Consider the following 22,817-nt stretch of genomic DNA (forward strand, 5'->3'; position numbering starts at 1 on the left):
AGCGTGTTTGGTCTCAAATGGGGCAGGGTTTCCCCTCAACCCGCAGCAGGCAAGTATTTGGCACCGGGCGCGGTGGCGTCTTGCTGCTGACCGCTGTCGGGGTGTTCTTTACCCCTGCAATCCTAAAGAAAGCGGCCCAAAGACCGCGTTTTCTGTGTGACTGGTTTTAGCGTTTAGCTGCGCGCTTTTTTGCGGCGCATCAGGCCGAAGGCCCCCAAGCCACCGAGCAACAGGAAGGCCGAGGCTGGCAGTGGGACGACGGAAACACCGTCCCCTTCAACCAGCAGCCGCGATGGGTTGCCGTTTGCCGCAGCGTAGACCAGCTTGAACTCGCGGTCGCTGAAGTTGATTTTGCCGGTTCTCGGCGTGGTCCGAATGCCAGTCGGGTTGGCAAAGGAGACCAATTCCACACCATCACCGTAGATCGAAAAGCCATCGTCGTGGGTTACGCGGGTATCAAACGCATTGCTGTAGACTTCCGTGAATTCAAACAGCGTTGTCGTCTTGAACGTCGGTTTGCTGAGCGTCAGCCCACCCACAACGCTGTCCAGCCCAAAGACCGACCCCAATGTGTTGCTGGCAAAGAAGTCCGAGATGGATTCCGCGTCAACATCGCGGGGGTCGTTGTCGATGAAGAAATCGAGCGCGCCCACATAGCGGAACGTGTCGCGGTCCACGCCGTCGGTTGCGGCATCAAAGCGCGTTTCGAAGTTGTCCTTCGTGGCAACCGCCACCGAGCTGCTCTGATTTGAGCCGAAAGAGTAGTTGACCACCCGAACATCAAATGTGCCCGAAAGAGTGGCGGCATAAACGCCGGCAGTTGTCGTCACGACAGCAAATGCAGATACAATGGAAGTGTTTGTCAATTTCATGTCGTCTTCCTTACCGATTACCAAATCTTTTGATTGTTAAGGACAAAGCGCCAAGGCGAAAATTTCCCGTAATATACTTTTTCCTTCCACATATAGCGGGCGAGTTAAAGAAAATCTTACGCAATAACGCTTTTTTACCAGCGTGGCGTGAACAGTTTCAACCAGGACTGGGCGATCGTTTCGCCCAAGGGCGTAAAAGTTGCGGGGACAAACCCGCCATCTGGGGCAGGACCCGCGCGATTCGCGGTGGGAAATATCACGTCTCACCCAGCGTGTTCCCCCTGGAGGGGTCGATCTTGTGTGTCGTGCTGACATGTGTGGACATGGCGTTGGGTCTCGCAGGTCGACTGCCCTGAGAGTTCCAGCAATCGCACGGGGTTGATTGTTCGATACCGACACCTTTGGACGTCGTTTTTGTCGGACCGCCTCAGAGGTTCAAGCCAGACCTGTCTTGGCCCGTGTCAGCGCTGGAAGGTGTCGCGCATCCCGCTCTCAATCGAGCCGACAATACTGGTTGTCCCGTTTGCCGGGGCGGCTGTCGTGGCCCCCTGCGCTCCGCCTAAGGTCTCCATCAGGGCGCTGATGGACCTCTTCTGGCTGCTCACCATCTGCGACATCTCCGCTGTTGGACCCAGCACAAAGAACAGGCCCAGCACGGCGACGGCTGCCACCAGCTTGAACGGCCCGGCTGCGAGCTTGGAGCGCTTGGGCAGGCCGCCATTCGGCTCCATCGTGTCCTGGATGCGTTCGCGCAACTCTTGTTCGGTCTCCAGCCGGGTCCCTCCCGCCTCGGGCCGCACCGCGGGGCCGGCTCCGACCCCTCCCGGATCGCCTGAGACCGCCCGGGCCTTGAGCCGGGCAATGCGTTCGTGAAAGGCCACCTGAGCATCAACCTGTTCAGGCCGTGCAGGCTCCGGTGCGGTGGTATCAAAGCTCACGATCACCCGCACCGGCCCGTCTTCCCGCGACCCTGCTTCGTGGCGCACCCATTGATGCCGCCCGTCATCGGATTGCAATTGATCGCCATGATTGAGCGGCAAGGAGCCGTCCCGTTTTTTCTCGATCAGCGTGCAGAGCAGGTTGATCCGCGTCGCAATCGGCATATCCTGGGGGACCGCTTCGAGCTCCAGTTCGGTCCCGATCAGGCGCGGGGCATGGATCGCGGCCATGCCGTGGCGCGGATTTCCCTCGGCATCCCGGCCATTGCCGACCGGAAACGGGTGAAAGAGGATGGGAATGGGCAGGCGCTTCGTGGCAACCAGGGCCAGTTCCTGCGGGCACAGGAGCGATTGTGACGGGCAGAAATCCACCATGGAAGGCCGGTGTATCGCCGCCACCCCCTGCAGCAGCATATGCAACACCGTCAGCTTGGTCACGGGGTCAGCCGGATGCACCACACCCGCCTCTGACATCATCTGGCGCGCCGCCGCCGGCAGCGGCGTCTCGCCATCCCCCACAGTGATCACGATCGCGGCCTGGTGGCGCGCAATCGCCGCCTTGAAATCAAACTTCTTGTGCCTGAGCATCGGAGAGCGCAGGGGCAGTGCAAAATTCGCAGCGTCAAGCGGGGTCTTCTGAAGGCTGACCGTCGCATGCACGCCATTGCCGGCGATGCAAAGCGTGTTCTCATCGCTCGCCCCGGGCAGCATGGTGAAGGTCGCTGGAACGTCCTGACCCCGGGCCCAGCCGGTGAGCTCTGCCATCAGCTTGGGAAAATCGACCTGTGGGGCTGCGTCAAACAAAAGCGCAGCCTGAACGTCAAAGAAGTCTTCTGTCATGTCGCCGCCCTCACGGTGTCCTGTCGCGCGCAGCCTGGGCGGCGAGCGTGACCAAAAAATGTCTTTCCCGTGAAAGTGGAAAGGCAGAGCTTGCGGTGCGGGGCTCGGACGATCCGGCATAAAAAAAGCGCCCCGAGAGGCGCCTTTTCGTTGATATCGCCGCAGATCAGCAGCTGTAGTACATGCCGAACTCCACCGGGTGCGGTGTATGTTCGTAGGTTTCGATCTCTTCCATCTTGAGTTCGATATAGCCTTCGATCTGATCCTTGGTGAAAACATCCCCGGCCAGCAGGAAGTCCATGTCTGCCTGCAGCTCTTCGACCGCTTCACGCAGGGACCCGCAAACTGTCGGAATACCGGCTAGCTCTTCGGCCGGCAGATCGTAGAGGTTCTTGTCCATCGCCTCGCCGGGATCGATCTTGTTGGTGATTCCGTCAAGACCGGCCATCAGCAGGGATGCAAAGCACAGGTAAGGGTTCGCGGCCGGATCGGGGAAGCGGGCCTCCACACGCTTGGCCTTGGGGCTTTCCGTCCACGGGATCCGGACGCAGCCAGACCGGTTGCGGGCAGAATAGGCACGCAGAACGGGGGCTTCAAATCCGGGGATCAGACGCTTGTAGCTGTTTGTCGACGGGTTGGTGAAGGCATTCAGCGCCTTTGCGTGCTTGAGGATGCCGCCAATGAACCAGAGCGCTTCGTCCGACAGATCCGCATATTTGTCCCCCGCAAAGAGTGGCTTGCCGTCCTTCCAGATCGACATGTTGCAGTGCATGCCGGTGCCGTTGTCGCCATAGATCGGCTTGGGCATGAAGGTGGCGGATTTGCCGTAGGCATGCGCCACGTTGTGGATCACGTATTTGTATTTCTGCAGCTCGTCGGCCTGTTTGGTCAAGCTGTCAAAGATCAGACCCAGCTCGTGCTGGCAGGAGGCCACTTCGTGGTGGTGCTTGTCCACTTTCATGCCCAGACGCTTCATGGTCGACAGCATTTCAGACCGCAGGTCCTGGGATTCATCGGTGGGGTTCACAGGGAAGTAGCCGCCCTTGACGCCCGGACGGTGCCCCATGTTGCCCATCTCATAGTCGGTGTCTGTGTTCCAGGATGCGTCCACTGCATCAACTTCGTAAGATACCTTGTTGATTGTGTTTGAAAACTTGACGTTGTCGAAGAGAAAGAACTCCGCTTCGGGGCCAAAGTAAGCCACGTCGCCAATCCCGGAAGACTTCAGGTAGGCTTCGGCCTTCTGGGCGGTCCCGCGGGGGTCGCGCTCATAGGCTTCGCCGGTGTCCGGCTCGACGATGGAGCAATGCAGACACACGGTTTTTTCGGCGTAAAACGGGTCAATGTAGGCGCTGTCCACGTCGGGCATCAGCTTCATGTCGGAGGCTTCGATCGATTTCCAGCCAGCAACGGATGAGCCGTCAAACATGAACCCTTCTTCGAGGAAATCCTCATCGACCAGTTCCGACATCACGGTCACGTGTTGCAGCTTGCCGCGGGGGTCGGTGAAGCGGATGTCGACGTATTCGACGCCTTCATCGGCAATCATCTTGAGTAGTTCTTTGCTCATTCTCGGATATCCCTCTTGGTTGGAATGATAGTGCAGGGGCAGTCAGCAGATCAGAGCGCGTCTGATCCCGTTTCGCCGGTACGGATGCGGATCGTCTGCTCGACGGGGGTCACAAAGATTTTCCCATCGCCGATCTTTTCGGTTTTGGCGGCGGCCACGATCGCATCAATCGCTGCCTCGACCATGTCATCGTCAAGGACGATTTCGATCTTCACCTTTGGCAGAAAGTCCACAACATATTCGGCACCGCGGTACAGCTCGGTGTGGCCCTTTTGCCGCCCAAAGCCCTTGACTTCGATCACAGAAAGCCCCTGGACGCCGATCTCTTGCAAGGCTTCTTTGACTTCGTCCAGTTTGAACGGTTTAATGACTGCCTCGATCTTTTTCATTGGGCCCTCCCTTGGCGGTTTCCACGTGGTGTCAGATCATCTTGGGATAAGACGGTCCATGCATAGACGGGGACTGCTCGTCAAAGCACGTGAAAATGGCCAAGTGTCGCAATTTTTTCGGGCATTGCGATTAAAAAATAGGCAGAATTGAATCTGGAGAGTTCATCATGGGTGAATGGATCACCGCAGATCAGATGCGCGCTGTCGAAACCGAGGCCATTGAGTCGGGTCGTGTGACGGGGGAGGCCCTGATGGAGCGTGCCGGACGTGATGTCGTCGAGGCGATCTACGAGGCCTGGCCGGACCTGGGCGTTTCCTCCCCTCATGCCCTCGTGCTCTGTGGCCCCGGCAACAATGGCGGTGATGGGTTTGTCGTGGCTCGTCTGTTGGCGCAGCGCGGCGTGCAGGTCGAGGTGTTCTTTTATGGTGCCGCAGACAACTTGTCGCCAGATGCCAGGCTCAATCATGACCGTTGGCTGGCGCTCTCGGTCGGCCCGACAACAAAGCTCACTTTTCCCGATGTCACGGCAGAGGAGGCCGCCGCATTTGTGAAAGGCGCCTATAGCAGATCCGGGACGACCCTTGTGATTGATGCCCTCTTTGGGATCGGTTTGACCCGTCCCATCACCGGATTGCAGCCGATCCTGCGCGCCCAGGAGACCGCGCGCGATACGGTACCTGTCCGCCATGTCAGCGTTGACGTGCCATCCGGTCTTGCCGAAGCCGGGCCGTTGGGCGACGACCCTCTGGCCGTGTTCCGCGCCGACCTCACGGTCACCTTTCACAAAAGAAAACAGGCGCATCTCAACGGGGCAGAGTATTGTGGCCAAATTGTCGTCAAGGATATTGGCCTCTGAGCCTTCTGACACCATTGCCCGTTTGGACGGAGATACACGGCTTGTGACCCACCATCAGATCACCCGCGACCAGCTTCCGCTGAACCAGCTGGCCAAGGCGCAGGGCCATAAATTTGCCCATGGGCACGCGCTCGTGTTGTCGGGCGGGGCGGGGCGCAGTGGCGCGGCCCGGCTGGCGGCCAGAGCGGCGCTGCGGGTTGGGGCGGGTCTGGTGACCCTTGCCGTCCCCCCCGAAGCCCTTGCCGAAGTGGCGTCTCAGATCACCGCGATCATGCTCCAGCCCGTGGCGGACGCGCGGGCGCTGGCCAAGGTTCTCGAGGACGACCGCTTCAAGGCGATCTGTCTCGGGCCCGCCTTGGGAACTGGAAAAGGTCACGCGGCGTTGGTTGCCTCCTGCCTCGCCGCGCGCCGGGCAACGGTGCTGGATGCGGATGCGTTGACCCTTCTGGCCAAGGATAAACCGCTGTTTTCGGCCCTGCACGAGAGTTGCGTGTTGACGCCGCATGCGGGTGAATTCGCCCGCCTGTTTCCTGATCTTGCCGAGAAGCTGGCCAATGCCCCGGGGTTCGGTAAGCCCGAGGCGACGCAGGAGGCCGCCGCGCGGGCGGGATGCATTGTTGTGCTAAAAGGGGCGAAGACAACCGTGGCGCATCCCGACGGGCTGTGTGGTCAGCATTCGGCAACCGGGGAGCGTGCGGCACCTTGGCTTGCGACAGCCGGGGCAGGGGATGTGCTGGCGGGTCTCATCACCGGGCTGATGGCGCGCGGGTTTGGACCGGCGCTTGCCGCTGAGCTTGGGGTTTGGCTGCATGTGGAGGCGGCGCTCTCATTCGGGCCGGGTCTGATTGCCGAAGACCTGCCGGAGGAGCTGCCCCGCGTGCTTAACGCGCTGTTGGCGTGATTGCCGCGAGCTTTGCCGCGCCTGCCATGACATCTGCCGTGCCCAACTCCATCCCGTCCGCGTAGACCACTTGAGAACTGCCACAGAACACGCGGTAGAGGGTGACGGTCTGCAACCCGATGTCCCGGACAAATTCGCCATCGACAAGCGTTTGAGCGCAGCACAGCGCTTCGGGCTGACCTGTAAGCGCACGGGCACGCCAGTCTCGCACCAAAACGGGCTGACCGGCTGGTAACAGGCTGTCCTGTTCCGGACGGTGATGGCCCAAGGAGCCTGCAATGACATAGACGGCGGGCGTCAGCAGGCTGCATTGTTCGATACGCTCGACCGTGCTGGCCCCGTGACTTCGGGTGATGACCCGGTCGCCAACGGCCAGAGACTGAACGGGGCAGCTGCCCTTCATTGTCAGGATACGTGCATTCTCGACAAAGCCGCTGGTCAACGCCGAAGCTTGCGATGATTTCGCGGCCAAGAAGAGAGGAGCGCTCAGGCTTTCAAAACAGGTGCGCCAAGCCGTTTTCGGCGTCATCGACATTATCCTTTATTCCCTGACTTAATGTTATCGGAGCAATAGGATACCAAAGGCTTAACAGCCGAAATTTTTCTGCTCGCAACTGTGTGCGGGGTTTGCTAGGACACGCACAGCGGTGGTTACGGGCCGTTTTCGTGCGGGTGTGGCGGAATTGGTAGACGCACCAGATTTAGGTTCTGGCGCCTTTGGCGTGGGGGTTCGAGTCCCTTCACCCGCACCAAAACAGACCTTGGGGTCCAATAGTCCATCTATCTCTTTGAATAATAACGCCTTTTGAGCGGTTCTAGCACCCTCGAATCGGCAGTACGGAATGCGCTCCGTGAAGCATAGCTTGAGCACGAGCCGCCGTGCTTCGATCTGCCCTCTTTCCCATATTTTCCAAGGGTTTGAGAGGAAAGTCATGGCTGGTTCTAGTTTTTCTTCGAACGTGCCCACTGGCTCGACCTGATTTTTGATTTTTTCACTTAGCACCGCACGCTGTTTTTCGATTTCAGAGAGCTTTGACTCGTAGGCATCGATCACGGCAGGGTCGCTTGCATCCAGAAGCCGTTTGATGAGCGCCTGTTTTTGTTTCTCAATGTCCTTCAGCTTAAGCTTTGAGCGGGTAACGATGTCCTGAGCTTGATCTTTTCTCATGTCCCACGCTTTGCGAAACATCTCTGTCGCCAGTTTGATGAGGCCGGGTGTTGGCTGAGGCTCTTTAACAAGGCCACCGACCTCGCTCTCGATCTTGTCTCGCGGGATAGACTTCCCGTAGTGGTTGCACTCTTTGGTCTGGCAGAGGTAATAGCCGAGCAGGTTGGAGACCAGCTTTGCCGTCACATCATCTCGCACGCCGAAGAACATTTTCACTGCTGCACTCGAGGCGATCAGGTGTGCGCCGCCCGGCATCAGCTTGTTGGCTTGTTCAAAGTCTTGGAAGACCACGAAGGGACGGATGCCGATCCCGGCCCCGTCTGTGAACAGACGCACGATCTGGCTGTACCCGAATAAGCGTCCGGCCTCGTCTATCACCCATGTCTGGCGCGGCGCATCCGGCGCACGACGCTTCAGCGTCTTCGCACTGGCGAGGATCACCTTCACCATTGGCGCCCAGGACTCGATCATGTCTTCGGGCACCATTAGGTAGAGGTGGTAGACCTGATCCTTGCGGCAGAGATCTTGGGGTGACGCATCAAACGGGCCTGACAATGCCTCTCTCAAACGATCATCTGACAGACAGCCAAGGGCTGCGTCCAGTTCCCCGATGATCCCGCGAAGGCCACCACTGGTACCGTAAGGTTGCGGAACCACTGCGCGTCGAATGCTGGCCCCCTCTCGGCGGATTTGTTCCACAAATCGCCTGCCGGGCAGTGGTCAATCACAAGAAGATCGAACGCCTGTGGCGCGAAGAAGGCCTGCAACTTCCAAGGCGGCACAAGAAACGCAGGCGGCTTGGCTACGTTCGCACGTTGTAGTTCACCATTTCGTTTGGAAATCTCAGTGGCCTTGGCATTTTCAACCAAAGTCTTTTTTCGTTTGCCCGTCAGTCGATCCAATAAGCCCTTTTCGCAGGCGGGCACCGCGCTCGGTTTTTCACGTCTTTGCCGTTCTTCCTGATCGTGTTTGATTTTCTGACAGTGCGCTTGCTGAACGCGCGCATGTTCATGTTTTAGCCGCTCAAGCTGTTCCGCCTTGGCGCGTTCTTGTCGCTGCTGTTCGATCTGCAACTCTTCAAGACGCGCCGCAATGACATCCTTAGCGTCTTCCCTGGGGGTGCCGATCTCTCCAGGTTCCGCTGTGCTGAAAGGCCTATGGTTTTTCGGGGAGTATTGCCCTACCCGCTTCTGTCGGGTCGAAGGCGGCGCGAAGGTATTCACTCATCAGCTGGCCAGCTTTGTCCTGCATGTTCTTGCGCCACACCGCATAGGTCATTACCGGCGCATGCAGGTCCTTGACCGGGCGCGTAATGATCCGTGGGTCGGCGCGGACCTGCGCGTTATCCGCCTGTATCGTCACCCCCATGCCGCAGGCCACAAGCCCGATGATACTGAGGGTATCAGGCCCGGTCTGCACCACATCCGGCTCAAACCCCGCCTTGCTGCAGAGCCCGTAGAGGTGGCGGTGAAAGACGGCCCAGCGATCGGTGTTGCCGGTGACGAAAGGCGCACGGCGCAGCGCTGAAACGGGGATACTCTCCAGCTCTGCCAGCGGATGCGCGCGGGGCAACAGCACCACAAGGGGGTCGGATTGAACGGGGATGCTGTGAAAACTGTCATCCTCCATCGGCCCTGTCATAAACCCAACATCGATGTTGTTGTTGCGCAGCAGGTCGTATTGCGCATCTGTCCAGGCGGCCCTGAGATCGACACGAATGTCCGGGTTGGCGGCGCGAAAAGCCTCTACGATCGACGTCAGGATGCCCGCGATGGCGATTTCCGTGTACCCGATCACCACGTTGCCGATCTGACCGCTTGCAATCTTGCGGGCGCGCAGCAGGCCCCCTTCCAGCAGGTCGACCGCATCCCGACAGGTGTTCTGAAAGGCCGTACCCGCAGGGGTTGGACCGACATTGCGGGTGTCCCGCTCAAACAGCGGAAAGCCCAGGTCGTGCTCGAGCTGCGAGATCGATCGGCTGAGCGCGGGCTGGGTGATGCCAAGCTGATCTGCGGCGGCGCGATAATTCCGCATTTCGTAGAGCTTGAGAAAGTAGCGCAGGCGCCTGAGGTCGGTTTTCATGATAATTTTTTTGCATCAATGAGAGCTTAATTGCAATTAGACAGTTAATAATCAACTTGCTTAACTGGCCCTATCAACACAACAGGGGAATTTGTCATGCTAGATTTCGTTCGTCGTACTGCCGCAGGGATTGTCTGCTCTGCCGGGCTGGTGGGGGCTGCCTATGCCGATGATGTTGTCATGAACCTTGGCTGGGCCACGCCGCTGGATGGCGATTACGGGGTGCTTGCCAAGAAGTTCGAAGAGTTGGCCGAAGAGTATTCCAACGGGACGATTGACGTGAAGCTGCGGTGCTGTGCGCAGATCGCCACCGAAGACGACGCGTTCAAAGCGCTGCAACTGGGCACCGTGGATGGCTATTTCATCAGCCAGAACAACGTATCCCCCCATTGGGATCTGATGGATGTCTTTGTGCTGCCCTATATTTTCCAGAGCGGTGATCATCTGGTCGAGGTGGCGACCGGGCCGGTCGGAGACCTGATCAAATCCAAGCTGCAAGAAGCAACAGGTGTGCATCTGTTGACCTTCGGAGGCCCCGGCTATCGCGATTTCTTCAACTCCGAGCGTCCGATCAATTCCATGGCGGACATGGAGGGGCTGAAAATCCGCGTGCCCAAGAACGAGGTGATGCTGGCCACGTTCGAGGCCTTTGGGGCAGAGCCTGTGCCGCTCGCCTGGTCGGAGACACCCACGGCGCTGCAGACCCGGACCATCGACGGCGGGGACAACGGAACCTCGGTCATTCAGGAAATGAAGTTTTTTGAATTTGCCGAGCATTTGACCATCCTTGACCATTTCGCGGGGTTTGCCCCGGTGCTGGCCTCTGATCGCTTCATGAGCAAGCTCGACGACGCGCAGCGCGAAGCGGTGTTGCGGGCGGCGACGGAGGCAGGCGCCTATCATACCGAGATTAAACTGGCCGAGATCGAAGGCGTTCGGGAATGGCTGGCGAACGAAGGCGGGATGAAAGTTACCCGCCCGGACCGCGCCCCCTTCATTGAGGCTGCGCAAAAGGTGCAGCAGGAGTTTGCCGCCGACCGCGGGCCGGAGTTTCTGGAGCTTGTGAACGCCATTCAGGCCGCAGCCGAATAGGGCGGTCTTTGACAGCCAGGCCGACCGCGCAGCCCGCGCGTTCGGTACCAGAAAAGGACTTTCCTCATGCCCTTGATCCATTGGCTGGATCGCCACTTCGAAGAGGCGATCTGCTGTTTCTGCCTGTCTCTTGTCGCCACCTGCGTCTTTTTGCAGGTCATCATGCGCTACGTCTTTCACACCGCTCTGCAATGGAGCGAAGAGGTCGCGGCGATGGGGATGGTCTGGGCCGTTTACATGGGCGCGGCGCTTTGTGTGCGTGAACGGTTCCACATTCGGATCATGGCGGGTGTCTTGCTCTTTCCGCCGCGGGTGGCGCGCAGCATCATCATTCTGGCGGATCTGCTTTGGGCGATGTTCTGCATCTTCATGCTGGTGATCAGCTTTGAATATCTCAGCGTGCTGGCGCAGTTCACCTCGCGCACCCCGCGTCTGGGGATCGACGAATTCTATCCACAATCCATTCTGGTCATCGGCTACGGGCTGATCCTGCTGCGGCTTTTACAGATTTACATTGAATGGGCCCGTAGTGGCTGGGCGGGTCTTCCCGGCATGCGGCCGGAGCATCAGATCGACATTGAAACAGGGCTTGAGAAATGAACGAACTTCTGCTGCTCAGCCTGACGTTTACAGTGCTGACGCTGATCGGGATGCCGCTTTTCGGGGCGGTGGGGTTGACCACGATCCTAGCGCTTTTCATGATCGACATCCCCTACACGCTGATGGCGCAAACGGGATATACCAGCCTGACACCCTTTCCGCTTCTGACGATCCCGCTTTTTGTGTTGGCCGGTCGGCTGATGGAGGTGGGCGGCATGGCCGAACGGCTGATCTCTGTCGCGACCAGTCTGGTGGGGGCCTACAAGGGCTCACTGGGGCTGGTGACCTGCTTTGCCTGCATGCTCTTTGCAGCTCTCAGCGGATCGGGGCCCGCCACCACGGCGGCCATCGGGTCGGTGACCATTCCGGCGATGAAAAAAGACGGCTACGACGTGCCCTTCGCGGCCTCCATCGCGGCCTCGGCGGGGGCCTTGGGCAGTCTCATTCCGCCTTCCAACCTGATGATCATCTACGGTCTGGTCTCGGAAACCTCGATCCCGCGGTTGTTTCTGGCGGGCGTGCTGCCGGGGCTGATCATCACCCTTTTGTTGATGGGCACCACCTATATCATTGCCGCCAAGCGCGGATACGGCGGCACCGGGGACCCCTTCACCTGGGCGCCGTTTCGACGCGCGGCCTGGGATGGTAAATGGGCCATCGGTGCCCCGGTCCTGATCTTGGGTGGCATCTACGGCGGTGCCTTCACTCCCACCGAGGCGGCGGCGGTCGCGGTCTTCTATGCACTCTTCATCGGGCTTTTCGTCTACCGCAAGCTGACGCTGCGCAAGATCATTGAAAGCCTGCGGTTTACCGCGCTGATGACCGGTCTTTTGATCCTGTTGACCCCGACGCTTGCCTTTGGCCAGCTCTCGGCCTTCTACGACATCCCGGCCGCAGTGGAGGCGGGCATCACCTCGATCACCACCAATGTCTTTGTCGTGCTGCTGCTGATCGGGATTTTCTACATCATCATCGGCACCTTCATGGAAAGCCTCGCACAGATCATCCTCTTTACAGCCGTGTTCCTGCCGCTGGTCACCAGCCTCGGGGTCGATCCGGTGATGTTCGGCGTCTTTACCGTCATCACCTGTGAGATCGGCTTTCTGACGCCCCCTCTGGGCGGCAACCTGAATGTGGCCTCGCGCATCTCGGGCATCACCATCGAGCAGATTTCGGTCGCGGTGCTGCCCTTCATTCTTGCTTACATCGTGGGGATGATCATCCTGATCCTGTTCCCCGATCTTGCCACCTTCCTGCCGGATCTCGTCTTTGGCGAAGCCCGGTTCTGACCGAAAAGGAGTGACACAATGCTGGATGTTCTGATCAAGGGCGGAGAGGTCTATGACGGCACCGGCGCGCCAACCCGTCAGGCGGATGTTGCGGTCAGGGACGGTCGGATCGTTGAGATCGGGCAGCTGAGCGCCGAGGCTGAGACGGTGCTTGATGCCGCCGGTCTTGCGGTCTCACCCGGGTTTGTCGATTTGCACACCCATTCCGATTTCACGCTGGCCGCCAATGGGCGCGCCGAAAGCCAGGTGCATCAGGGCGTGACAACCGAAGTGGTGGGCCAATGCGGCGTCTCCTGTGCGCCTGCGCGCTCCATCGCGGATGTGGAGTTGATGTCACCGGGGTTCACCGAGGACGCGGTGGAGATTGACTGGTCCAGCTTTGGCGAATATCTCGACCATCTCGACAAGATGCCGCTGGGGGTCAATGTGGCGGCCTTTGTCGGGCATGGCACGCTGCACCGCTTTGTGTTGGGCGACGCGCTGCGCCCGGCCAACGAGGACGAGATGGACGAGATGGTCAAGCTGCTGGAGGAGAGCATCGAAGGCGGCGCTTACGGGTTCTCTACCGGGCTGGAATACTGGCCCGGCAGCTTGGCCAGCCCCGACCAGCTTGCCGATCTGGCCAAGATCGCGGCCCGGTATGACGTGCTCTACGCCACCCATGTGCGCAATCGGGACCTCTTTTACGACATGGGGTTCGGAGAGGCGATCTCCACCGCGCGGGCGGCGGGCGCGCGGCTTCAGATCAGCCACATCCAGCCCAAATATGGCGCGCCCGATCACGCCATGCAGCACTCCATCGACATGTGTCGGCAGGCGCAGTCGCATGGCGTGGACGTGGCCTTTGATGTGATCCCGCATGACTGGTCGCATACGCGCGTGCTGGCGATCCTGCCGCAATGGGCGCAGGAGGGGGGCGTCGAGGCGGTGAAAAAGCGGCTCAAGGACCCGGCCACGCGCGAAAAGATCAAACGCAACCCGCGTCCCATGTGGCGGCTGGTCAGCGCAGGCCAATGGGACAAGATCATCCTGATGCAGGCCGAGGTGAACGCCGATCTGGTGGGCATGACCTTTGCCGAGATCGGGCGCATGCGCAACGCAAACCCCTATGATGCAGCACTGGACATGCTGCTGGAGGAAGACGAACAGATGAACCACATGATGTGGACGTCGCAGTCGTTCTCGGACGAAGACATCCAACTGGCGCTGGAGCAGCCCGAATGCGCTGTGATCTCCGACACGTTGGCGCTGGCGCCTTATGGCTGTCTCAAACACCATATCGGGTCGCTTTCGGGATATGGCTGGGCGGCAAGGTTCCTGGCGCATTACGTGCGCGACAAGCGGGTGATGTCCCTGGAAGAGGGCGTGCGGCGGCTGACCGCACTGCCGGCGGCACGGCTCGGGGTGCGCGACCGCGGCGTGCTTGAAACGGGCCGCTTTGCCGATATCACCGTTTTCGACGCCTCCGAGATCAAAAGCCATACGACCGTCGAGACGCCGCGCAAATACGCCACCGGGATCGCACATGTGCTGGTCAACGGGCAGATCGCGATGCGCGACGGCACCCGGACCGAGATCGATTCTGGCCGCGTTTTGCGCTCTTCCTGAGGCGTCTCTGCCAACCCCGGACGCCGCCAATGGGTCCGCTTTGTCGGGCTGCATCGGCTGCCGGACCATTTCCAAGACATGCAAACGCCCGCTGCGTGGCACGCCGTTGCCGTGCGCGATGTGTTGCCGGTCCGAGCCCTTGCAAATCACCAAAGGCACACGTCACATATTCCTGATAATAATTGTCGGATTGACATTTCCGACAAAATCACTCAGCCTTTCCGCAGCCAGCCCACGATTCCAAGGCAAGCCGTAGAAATTGCCATATTCCGGAGAGGCCACATGACACCACACCGACATGACAATTGTTGTAACAGGATCGAAATGCTGTGCTGCGCTTTCGATCCGGGGATGCCGACACTTTGCGACCTTGAGTGGCTTATGGACCGCCTTGAGCATAGAGCGAGGAATGGATGATGACGATGAGTGCCGTGACACAGTTGGATGAACCCTACGTGGACAAAGTGCCGGTTTACGACGCGCGAGAGCTGACCCAGGATGGCGATCTGGCGCGGATCAAACTTTCCGATCAGGTCTATACCCTGCGGATCACACGCACCGGTAAGTTGATCCTGACGAAATGACCGGAACGGCGCAAAACCGCGGTGGTGCACCGGTGGGATATATAACCGAGCTTGGCCCGGTCGAGGCGGGGGCTGTACTCTATCTGCGGCTCTGGTGCGACGGACCCGGTGCGCAAAAGCAAGTGTGGAATGACTTTGCGACTGCTCTTGGCCCGCGGCGGGGCCGCAAGGCTCTAAAGTCCTTTGAATCGCTCTGTGACCTCTGCGTGCGCCACGGGCGCCGCCCGTTGATGCGGCATCATGTGAGCTGCAAATGTCTGGGCGCTGACGAAAGCTGTTTTGCCAATTTCGTAGGCTACGCCAGCGATGGCGACCGCGAAGATGCGTTCTTGATTGCCACGACCATTGTGCGACCGGACGTGGCAGCGCTGTTGGTCAATTTCGCGCGGGATTTCGGGATGGCGCTGAAGTGCATGTCCCTCCGGGCCGACGACCAAAGCCCGCAACCACAAGATAAAACACTACATTAGACAAAGGACAGTGTAAGAATGAAACCCTTTACCCTAGCAACGAGTGCCCTGGCTCTCAGCCTTGGACTTGGCACCGCAGCGATTGCCGATGGCGATGTCACCAAAGTTTCGGTGCTCGATAATTACGCAGATATTGCAGAGGCTGGATTTACCGACAGCCTGGTCATGGCCCAGCGGCTGCAGAGAGCGGTGAATACCCTGATCGAGGCCCCTTCGGCAGAGGCGCTGCAGACGGCCAAGGAGGCGTGGCTGGCGGCGCGTGTGCCCTATCAGCAGACCGAGGTCTACCGCTTTGGCAATGCGATCGTCGATGACTGGGAAGGCAAGGTCAACGCCTGGCCGTTGGACGAAGGGCTGATCGATTATGTTGATGCAGGCTACGGCGGCCCGTCCGATGAAAATGATTTTGCGGTGCTGAACGTGATTGCCAATTCCAGTTTTACACTGTCCGGTGAGACGATTGATGCCGCTACGATCACGCCTGCTTTGCTGGAAGAAACCCTGCATGAGGCCGATGGCGTCGAAGCCAATGTGGCAACCGGCTATCATGCCATTGAATTCCTGCTCTGGGGGCAGGATCTCAATGGCCATGGCGCGGGGGCAGGCAACCGGCCCTGGACGGATTATGCTGCAGGGGAGGCCTGTACCAATGGGAACTGTGATCGCCGGGCGGAATACCTGAAAGCCGCGACCGATCTGCTGGTGTCCGATCTTGAATGGATGGCCGCGCAATGGGCCGAGGGCGGCGACGCCCGGACCACCGTGATGGCCGATGAGGATGCCGGGATCATTGCAATGCTGACCGGGATGGGCTCGCTCTCTTACGGGGAGCAGGCCGGGGAGCGCATGCGCCTTGGTCTGATGCTGAACGACCCCGAAGAGGAGCATGACTGCTTTGCCGACAACACGCACAACAGCCACTACTATGACGGGCTGGGCATTCAGAACGTCTATCTGGGTGAATATATGCGCGTGGATGGGTCGCTTGTGACCGGACCTTCGCTGTCGGATCTGGTGGCGGCCACGGATGCGGATCTCGATGCCGAGATGCAGAGCAGGCTCTCCGCCACGATGATGGCGCTGGGGCGTATTAAGACGGCAGCGGAAGCAGGCTTTGCCTATGACATGATGCTCGAGCGCGGCAATGCGGCGGGTGAGGCACTGATCATGGGGGGCGTCAACGGTCTGGTGGAACAGACACGGTCCATCGAACGGGTCGTTGCGACATTGGGGGTCGAGGCAATTGACTTCGAAGGGTCCGACAGCCTCGATGACCCGGACGCTGTTTTCCAATAAAGCCGGGACGGGCGGGGCGTTTGACGCCTCGTCCCCTGCTGCGCTGCGCGACCCAAAGGGTCGCAGGCAGGTGGATCGACTTTCCGTCGTGGTCGAGCGTAGCCTTTCAGAAAAGTCAAAAGAGAACCAGGATGCGGCCCCTACTATATCTTATGTTGCTCTGCGGGCTCGGAACCGCTCAGGCCCAGACCTTGCAGGACGTGCATCTGAACGTCATTCCGCGCACCGATGCGGAAATCGAGCGGATCAACCGCGTTTTGCAGCCCGCCACGGATTTCAGCGCGCCACAGCGCTTTGAAGAGCTTTCAGCCGGGGCCGCGACCGTGCGCGTCACACCGGATAACAATGCGTTTTCGCTGCCCTCGGGCAATATCTCCTTTGAGGACGAGTTGGAGTTCAAGGTCGGCAACGGGCTTTTCAAAAAGCTCTGGGTGTCGTCGCCGTCCTCCACGCTGGCCTCTGACGGGCTGGGGCCGCTTTACAATGCGCGTTCCTGTCAGCGCTGCCATGTCAAGGACGGGCGTGGGCATCCGCCCGAGGGGCGGCAGGACAATGCCATCTCGATGTTTCTGCGGGTGTCCGTGCCTGGCACCCCGAGCGAGGCTATGGCCGAGATCGAAGGCTATATCGCAACGGCACCCGAGCCGACCTATGGCGAGCAGTTGCAGGATTTCAGCCTGGCCGGTCACCCGGCGGAGTACCGGCTCGAGATCGCATATGAAGAAATCGAAGTGCCGCTTTCGGGGGGCGAGGTCGCGTTTCTGCGCGCGCCCACCTACCGGGCGGCGGATCTGGGCTATGGCCCCTTGCACCCCGAGGCCATGCTGAGCCCGCGTGTGGCGCCGCAGATGATCGGCCTTGGGCTGCTCGAAGCGATCCCGGCGGCCGATATTCTGGCCAAGGCAGACCCGGAGGATGCCGATGGCGACGGCATTTCCGGACGCGCCAATATTGTCTGGTCGGTGGAGTTCGACCAGCCCATGCTCGGTCGCTTTGGCCTCAAGGCCGGTGCGCCCACGGTCCGGCACCAGTCTGCGGGCGCCTTCGCGGGTGACATCGGCATTTCCAACCCGCTCTTTCCGGAGCCCTGGGGCGAATGTACCGAAGCGCAGGCAGACTGCCGCGCGGCCCCTCATGGCGATCAGGATGTGCGCGGGCTGGAGGTGGACGACATTGGCCTTGATCTCGTGACTTTCTACAGCCGCAACCTTGGCGTGCCAGCGCGCCGGGATGTCGATGACCCGCAGGTCCTGCGCGGCAAGGAGATCTTCAACACCACGGGCTGCATTGCTTGCCATACGCCATCGCATGTGACCCACCGGCTTGCCGACCGGCCCGAACAGAGCTTTCAGCTGATCTGGCCCTACACGGATATGTTGTTGCACGACATGGGCCCCGGCCTTGCGGACAACCGGCCCGAAGCGCGTGCGACCGGCCGCGAATGGCGCACGCCGCCGCTCTGGGGGATCGGACTGACCGAACAGGTCTCGGGCCATACCTATTTTCTGCATGACGGACGGGCGCGATCCTTGCTCGAGGCGGTGCTGTGGCACGGCGGGGAGGCCCAGAGCCACCGTGACGCGGTGATCGAGATGGACCCCTCAGATCGCGCCGCTCTCATTCGTTTTTTGGAAAGCCTCTGATATGCGCCACCTTCTCGTCACCGCTGCTTTCTGCCTGGCGTCAACCGCGGCGCAGGCGGTCGATATATCCGCTGCCGTCGATGAGCACATCCTGCCGGGCTATGCGGGGCTGGCTGAAAAAAGCCGTCAGTTGCATGCGGCGGCTGAGGCCGAATGCCGTCCGGAGAGCCCGGCCCTGCTGGCCGCTTACGGCGAGGCGTTTGATGCCTGGGTCCGCATCAGCCACCTGCGCTTTGGCCCGTCCGAGCAGAACAACCGCGCCTTTGCGCTGGCGTTCTGGCCGGACCCGCGCGGGGCCACGCCCAAAGCGCTTGCCAGGTTGATGGCCGTGGGGCAAGGCAGTCTGGGGACGCTGGACACATTTCAGACGGTTTCCATCGCGGCGCGGGGCTTTTACGCCATGGAGTTTTTGCTGTTTGATGCGCAGTTCAGAGCCGCTGAAGACGCTGAGACCCGATGTGCGCTGGTACAGCTTTTGGCTGCAGACATTGCGGACACCTCCGCGGACATCCTCGCCGCGTGGCAGGACAGCTATGCCGATCTCATGCGCAATGCGGGCAGCAACGACATCTACCGGTCGGAGGCTGAGGCGGCGCAGCAGCTTTTCACCGCTGCCTCCACCGGGTTGGAGTTCACATCCCAGGTCCGGCTCGGGCGTCCGATGGGCAGCTTTGAGCGCCCCCGCCCGAACCGTGCCGAGGCACGCCGATCGGGCCGGTCTCTGCGACATGTGGTGTTGTCGCTTGAGGGGACGCGCGATTTGGTCGGGCATCTTTCGGACGACGACGCACAGATCGATGCGGCCTTCGCCGCTGCGATCGCGCGGGCAGGGGTGCTGGACGATCCGGTTTTTGCCGGGGTGGCGGACATACAGGGCCGCCTGCGGGTCGAGGTGCTGCAACAATCCGTGGAAACGATCCGGCAAGTCATCGCACAGGACCTCGCACCGCGTCTGGGGATTGCCGCGGGCTTCAACGCGCTGGATGGCGATTGATGGCGGGGCGGCGTCGCTTTCTCGCCGGGCTTATGGCGACAGGCCTCTGTCCGCAACTGACGTGGGCGGATGCAGGCAGCCCGCGCTATCTGGCGGCAGCCCGCAAGCCATCAGGCCAATATGCGCTCTTTGGTCTGGATGCCTCCGGCGTCCGTGTGTTCGAGCTGGCCTTGCCGGACCGGGGGCATGCCGCCGCGGCCCATCCCGCGCGCCCCGTGGCGGTCGCCTTTGCGCGCCGTCCGGGGACCTTTGCGGTGGTGATCGATTGTGCGCTGGGCCGAGAGATTGCGCGCCTCACCGCGCCGGAGGGGCATCACTTCAGCGGTCATGGCAGTTTTTCGGCAGCGGGCGATCTGCTGTTCACAGCCGAAAACGACTATGAGGCCGGGCGTGGTATGGTGGGCGTCTGGGACGCACGGCGCGGATACGCCCGCCTCGCAAGCTTTCCGTCGGGGGGCACGGGACCACATGATCTGCTCTGCCTGCCGGATGGCCGAACCCTGCTGGTGGCCAATGGCGGGATCGAAACCCATCCCGAGACAGGGCGCGCCAAGCTGAACCTGCCCAGCATGCGGCCCAACCTGAGCTATCTGACGCTGGAGGGCGCGCTTTTGGAACAGGTCGGCCCCCCGGCGGCCTGGCACAAGAACTCTCTGCGCCACCTGGCTGTGCGCGGGGATGGGCTGGTGGCGGTTGCGGCCCAATGGCAGGGCGATCTGGCGCAAACGCCGCCGTTGCTGGCCACGCACAGACGTGGCGCGGCGCTGCAGTTCCACAAGGCCGGCGAAACGCACGAGCGGGACATGCAAGGCTACGCAGGCAGCATCGCGTTTTCAGGCAGCGGCGACGCGATTGCGATAACCGGGCCACGCGGTGGGGTCGGGTTGATCTTTTCCGCCAGCGGGCGGCTCGAAACGACAGTGCAGGAGCCTGACATCTGCGGTGTTGCGGCGGCTGCGGACGGGTTCGCCTTTACCTCCGGGCTCGGCTTATTTCGCGCGGGGCGACCTGCGCAGCCTGAAATCGTCCGCCACAGGGTTGCCTGGGACAACCACCTGATCCAAATCTGAGCGAATTCATCCCCGGTGACCGCCGCACGTCAGCCAATGCCACACTCTCAGATTAATACGACGTTAAGAATTGTAAACTAGGACACCCCTTCCCAAAGGGGGAAATTCTGATTTTCAAACTAAAACAGTGCGTACTCATCCTTGCGATCATCACCAGCTCAACCGGCTTTTCCGGTGTGATGCCAACTCACTCCGCCGAAGCGCAAGAGATTACACCGGAAACGGATGCCCGGAACCGGATCAACTATTCCGGGCGGCAACGGATGCTGACACAGCAGATCGCCCGAAATGCGTGCTTTGTCATGGCAGACATCGAACCTGAACGCTTTGCCGCAAAGGCGGAAACTGCCGCGCAGCAATTTGACACGGCTCTTGTGGCGCTGCGAGACGGGGATGCCGAACTGGGGTTGCTTGCGGAAACCAATGACGAAGTACTCAAGGATCTTGAAGCGGTCGAAACGCTCTGGTCGACGCTTGGACCGGCCGTTCGTCAGATCGCGGCAGGTGATCTGCACTCCGTTCCGATGTTGCAGATGATCCGCCTGAACCTTCAAACCCTCACGGAAATGCATGAGACGGTTTTGCTGATCCAAAGCGTCTATGGGGATGGCTCCATCCCGGCTAATCTGGCGCGGACAATCAATCTGGCGGGTCGGCAGCGCATGTTATCCCAAAAGGCATCGAAGGAAGTCTGCCTTTACGTTCTGGGGATCTCTGGCGGCGGTGGGAAGATTGCAGAGATTGATGCCACCATTGGCGCGTTCGACAGGGCCATGGCTGAGCTGCTGGAAGGATCGAAAAAACAGGGCATCCTTGCGCCCCCCAACCGGCAGATCAAGAAACAACTGGAACGTACGGAGAAAGCCTGGCGTATGTTTAAAACCCTGATGATCGAGTTTGAAAAGAACCCGGACCTGCCTGCGGGGGAGCGCGTGCGGCTTGCCAATCTGAGCGATCAGGTTTTGCTTGAAATGGACCTTGCTGTCCGGATGTATTCAGAGCTCTAGCGACGGGCATGGCGGGGTGTTGGTCAGATAGGATCAACGCCCTCTTGCACCTTTCTGCAGAGGCACATAGAAGAGCGGAAATTTGATGCCCGCGCCTTTCGGCGCGCTTTACCCTATGGAGCACACATGCAGGTCACCGAGACGCTGAACGAAGGTCTGAAACGCAGCTATTCAATCACCGTCACGGCGGAAGAGCTGGCGACTAAGGTCGACGAAAAACTCGCCGAGGCCCAGCCTGAGGTTGAAATGAAGGGGTTTCGCAAAGGCAAGGTGCCCATGGCGCTGCTGAAAAAGCAATTTGGTCAGCGCGTGATCGGTGAAGCGATGCAGGAAAGCATCGATGGCGCCATGAACGACCATTTTAAGACATCCGGTGACCGCCCGGCGATGCAGCCCGAGGTCAAGATGACCAACGAAGACTGGAAAGAGGGCGACGACGTCGAGGTCTCCATGTCGTACGAAGCACTGCCAGACATCCCAGAGCTTGACTATGGCAAGGTCAAGCTGGAGAAAATGACGGTCAAGGCGGATGACGCGGCCGTTGACGAGGCGCTTGGCAATCTGGCGGAGACCGCGCAGGACTTCAAAGCCCGCAAGAAAGGCTCCAAGGCCAAAGACGGCGACCAGATCATAATGGATTTCGTCGGCAAAGTGGAGGGTGAGGCGTTTGACGGCGGGTCGGCGGAGGATTACCCGCTGGTGCTGGGGTCAAATTCCTTCATCCCCGGTTTCGAAGAGCAACTGGTTGGCGCCAAGGCGGGCGAGGAGAAGGCCGTGACGGTAACCTTCCCGGCAGAGTATCAGGCCGAGCATCTGGCCGGTAAAGAGGCGATCTTTGACTGCACGATCAAGGACGTCAAAGAGCCGGTTGCCGCTGAGATCAACGATGAGTTGGCAAAGAAGTTCGGGGCCGAGGACCTTGCGGGTCTGAAATCCCAGATTTCCGAGCGTCTGGAAGCGGAATATGCCGGGGCTGCGCGGGCGGTGATGAAGCGCTCCTTGCTGGACGCGCTGGACGAAATGGTAACCTTCGATCTGCCGCCCTCGCTGGTCGAGGCAGAGGCCAAGCAGATCGCCCACCAGCTCTGGCATGAAGAGAACCCGGATGTGGAAGGCCACGACCACCCAGAGATCGAGGCCACCGAAGAGCACACCAAGCTTGCGGAACGCCGGGTGCGTCTGGGCCTTTTGTTGGCCGAGATCGGTCAGAAGGCAGAAGTTGAGGTTTCCGACGCGGAGATGACGCAGGCGATCATGAACCAGGCACGCCAGTATCCGGGTCAGGAGCGCCAATTCTTTGAATTCGTGCAGCAAAACCAGCAGATGCAGCAACAGATGCGCGCCCCGATCTTTGAAGACAAGGTCGTGGATCACGTCTTTGACAAGGCGACAGTTTCAGAGAAAGAGGTGTCAAAAGAGGAACTTCAGAAAGCTGTTGAGGCGCTGGAAGAAGAATAAAACTCTGCTGTCCCTGAGCCCGATAGGGGCAACGACCACTGGTCTGAACTGACAAAAACGCGCCGGGCAGTACCCTGCGCGTTTTTCTT

At 60.1% G+C, this 22,817-nt stretch carries 21 protein-coding genes, 1 tRNA gene and 1 pseudogene; 15 read left to right on the plus strand and 8 right to left on the minus strand.

From position 1 onward, the window contains the following. Positions 1-173: 173 nt before the first annotated feature. The 4 genes from H7847_RS02495 to H7847_RS02510 form a co-directional block, all read right to left on the minus strand. Complete coding sequence (locus H7847_RS02495) at positions 174-872, minus strand: VPLPA-CTERM sorting domain-containing protein (protein ID WP_227267811.1); 699 nt, start codon at positions 870-872, stop codon at positions 174-176. A gap of 461 nt (positions 873-1,333) precedes the next feature. Next, positions 1,334-2,650: a hypothetical protein gene (locus H7847_RS02500; RefSeq protein WP_227267812.1), complete on the minus strand. Its 1,317-nt coding sequence runs from the start codon at positions 2,648-2,650 to the stop codon at positions 1,334-1,336. Positions 2,651-2,816: 166 nt separating this feature from the next. Next, positions 2,817-4,220, minus strand: coding sequence for a type I glutamate--ammonia ligase (glnA, locus tag H7847_RS02505; protein ID WP_227267813.1), 1,404 nt, complete (start codon positions 4,218-4,220; stop codon positions 2,817-2,819). 50 nt (positions 4,221-4,270) lie between these two features. Then, entirely contained in the window at positions 4,271-4,609 is a 339-nt protein-coding gene (locus H7847_RS02510) for a P-II family nitrogen regulator (RefSeq protein WP_227267814.1), read from the minus strand. Positions 4,610-4,776: 167 nt separating this feature from the next. Here H7847_RS02510 and H7847_RS26925 point away from each other — a divergent pair, with 167 nt between their 5' ends. Together H7847_RS26925 and H7847_RS26930 are read left to right on the plus strand one after the other, a co-directional pair. Next, positions 4,777-5,466: an NAD(P)H-hydrate epimerase gene (locus tag H7847_RS26925; RefSeq protein WP_319799736.1), complete on the plus strand. Its 690-nt coding sequence runs from the start codon at positions 4,777-4,779 to the stop codon at positions 5,464-5,466. Positions 5,467-5,509: 43 nt separating this feature from the next. Continuing rightward, on the plus strand, positions 5,510-6,367 hold the full coding sequence (locus tag H7847_RS26930; RefSeq protein WP_319799737.1) for an NAD(P)H-hydrate dehydratase: 858 nt from the start codon (positions 5,510-5,512) through the stop codon (positions 6,365-6,367). Here the strand turns inward: H7847_RS26930 and H7847_RS02520 are convergent. Continuing rightward, positions 6,348-6,896, minus strand: coding sequence for a Hint domain-containing protein (locus tag H7847_RS02520; RefSeq protein WP_227267815.1), 549 nt, complete (start codon positions 6,894-6,896; stop codon positions 6,348-6,350). The genes H7847_RS26930 and H7847_RS02520 overlap by 20 nt on opposite strands. Positions 6,897-7,035: 139 nt before the next feature. Here H7847_RS02520 and H7847_RS02525 point away from each other — a divergent pair. Continuing rightward, positions 7,036-7,119: transfer RNA gene (locus H7847_RS02525), tRNA-Leu, on the plus strand. A gap of 524 nt (positions 7,120-7,643) precedes the next feature. On the opposite strand, the pseudogene H7847_RS27080 reads toward H7847_RS02525, so the two are convergent. The 3 genes and pseudogenes from H7847_RS27080 to H7847_RS02540 form a co-directional block, all read right to left on the minus strand. Continuing rightward, a pseudogene (locus H7847_RS27080) lies at positions 7,644-8,192 on the minus strand (TraM recognition domain-containing protein); the annotation flags it as partial. Continuing rightward, entirely contained in the window at positions 8,099-8,758 is a 660-nt protein-coding gene (locus H7847_RS27085; RefSeq protein ID WP_406675964.1) for a hypothetical protein, read from the minus strand. The pseudogene H7847_RS27080 and the gene H7847_RS27085, both read right to left, overlap by 94 nt. Then, complete coding sequence (locus tag H7847_RS02540) at positions 8,691-9,617, minus strand: LysR family transcriptional regulator (protein ID WP_227267816.1); 927 nt, start codon at positions 9,615-9,617, stop codon at positions 8,691-8,693. Before H7847_RS02540 ends, H7847_RS27085 begins: the two co-directional genes overlap by 68 nt. Before the next feature lie 96 nt (positions 9,618-9,713). Here H7847_RS02540 and H7847_RS02545 point away from each other — a divergent pair, with 96 nt between their 5' ends. The 12 genes from H7847_RS02545 (at position 9,714) to tig (ending at position 22,728) form a co-directional block, all read left to right on the plus strand. Continuing rightward, the gene (locus H7847_RS02545) at positions 9,714-10,709 is read left to right on the plus strand and encodes a TRAP transporter substrate-binding protein (RefSeq protein ID WP_227267817.1); all 996 of its coding nucleotides are present in this window, start codon (positions 9,714-9,716) and stop codon (positions 10,707-10,709) included. Between the two features lie 66 nt (positions 10,710-10,775). Next, complete coding sequence (locus H7847_RS02550) at positions 10,776-11,309, plus strand: TRAP transporter small permease (RefSeq protein ID WP_227267818.1); 534 nt, start codon at positions 10,776-10,778, stop codon at positions 11,307-11,309. Next, positions 11,306-12,598 carry a TRAP transporter large permease gene (locus H7847_RS02555; RefSeq protein ID WP_227267819.1) on the plus strand — a complete coding sequence of 431 codons (1,293 nt, stop codon included), beginning with the start codon at positions 11,306-11,308 and terminating at the stop codon, positions 12,596-12,598. The genes H7847_RS02550 and H7847_RS02555 overlap by 4 nt, the downstream gene beginning before the upstream one ends. 18 nt (positions 12,599-12,616) lie before the next feature. After that, positions 12,617-14,206, plus strand: a complete 1,590-nt coding sequence (locus H7847_RS02560) for an N-acyl-D-amino-acid deacylase family protein (RefSeq protein WP_227267820.1) — start codon at positions 12,617-12,619, stop codon at positions 14,204-14,206. Positions 14,207-14,628: 422 nt separating this feature from the next. Further along, positions 14,629-14,790, plus strand: a complete 162-nt coding sequence (hemP, locus tag H7847_RS02565) for a hemin uptake protein HemP (protein WP_227267821.1) — start codon at positions 14,629-14,631, stop codon at positions 14,788-14,790. After that, on the plus strand, positions 14,787-15,260 hold the full coding sequence (locus tag H7847_RS02570; RefSeq protein ID WP_227267822.1) for a hypothetical protein: 474 nt from the start codon (positions 14,787-14,789) through the stop codon (positions 15,258-15,260). Before hemP ends, H7847_RS02570 begins: the two co-directional genes overlap by 4 nt. A gap of 18 nt (positions 15,261-15,278) precedes the next feature. After that, positions 15,279-16,556, plus strand: a complete 1,278-nt coding sequence (locus H7847_RS02575) for an imelysin family protein (RefSeq protein WP_227267823.1) — start codon at positions 15,279-15,281, stop codon at positions 16,554-16,556. A gap of 131 nt (positions 16,557-16,687) precedes the next feature. Beyond that, the gene (locus H7847_RS02580; protein WP_227267824.1) at positions 16,688-18,199 is read left to right on the plus strand and encodes a di-heme oxidoreductase family protein; all 1,512 of its coding nucleotides are present in this window, start codon (positions 16,688-16,690) and stop codon (positions 18,197-18,199) included. 1 nt (position 18,200) lies between these two features. After that, entirely contained in the window at positions 18,201-19,193 is a 993-nt protein-coding gene (locus H7847_RS02585; RefSeq protein ID WP_227267825.1) for an imelysin family protein, read from the plus strand. Further along, positions 19,193-20,263 (plus strand): DUF1513 domain-containing protein, encoded by a 1,071-nt coding sequence (locus tag H7847_RS02590; protein ID WP_227267826.1) that lies wholly within the window; start codon positions 19,193-19,195, stop codon positions 20,261-20,263. Before H7847_RS02585 ends, H7847_RS02590 begins: the two co-directional genes overlap by 1 nt. Positions 20,264-20,442: 179 nt before the next feature. Continuing rightward, entirely contained in the window at positions 20,443-21,270 is an 828-nt protein-coding gene (locus tag H7847_RS02595; protein WP_227267827.1) for a type IV pili methyl-accepting chemotaxis transducer N-terminal domain-containing protein, read from the plus strand. A gap of 126 nt (positions 21,271-21,396) precedes the next feature. Beyond that, positions 21,397-22,728: a trigger factor gene (gene tig, locus H7847_RS02600; RefSeq protein WP_227267828.1), complete on the plus strand. Its 1,332-nt coding sequence runs from the start codon at positions 21,397-21,399 to the stop codon at positions 22,726-22,728. The last annotated feature ends 89 nt before the right edge of the window (positions 22,729-22,817 follow it).

The organism is Roseobacter weihaiensis (genome assembly GCF_020622345.1).
Lineage (GTDB): Bacteria > Pseudomonadota > Alphaproteobacteria > Rhodobacterales > Rhodobacteraceae > Roseobacter > Roseobacter weihaiensis.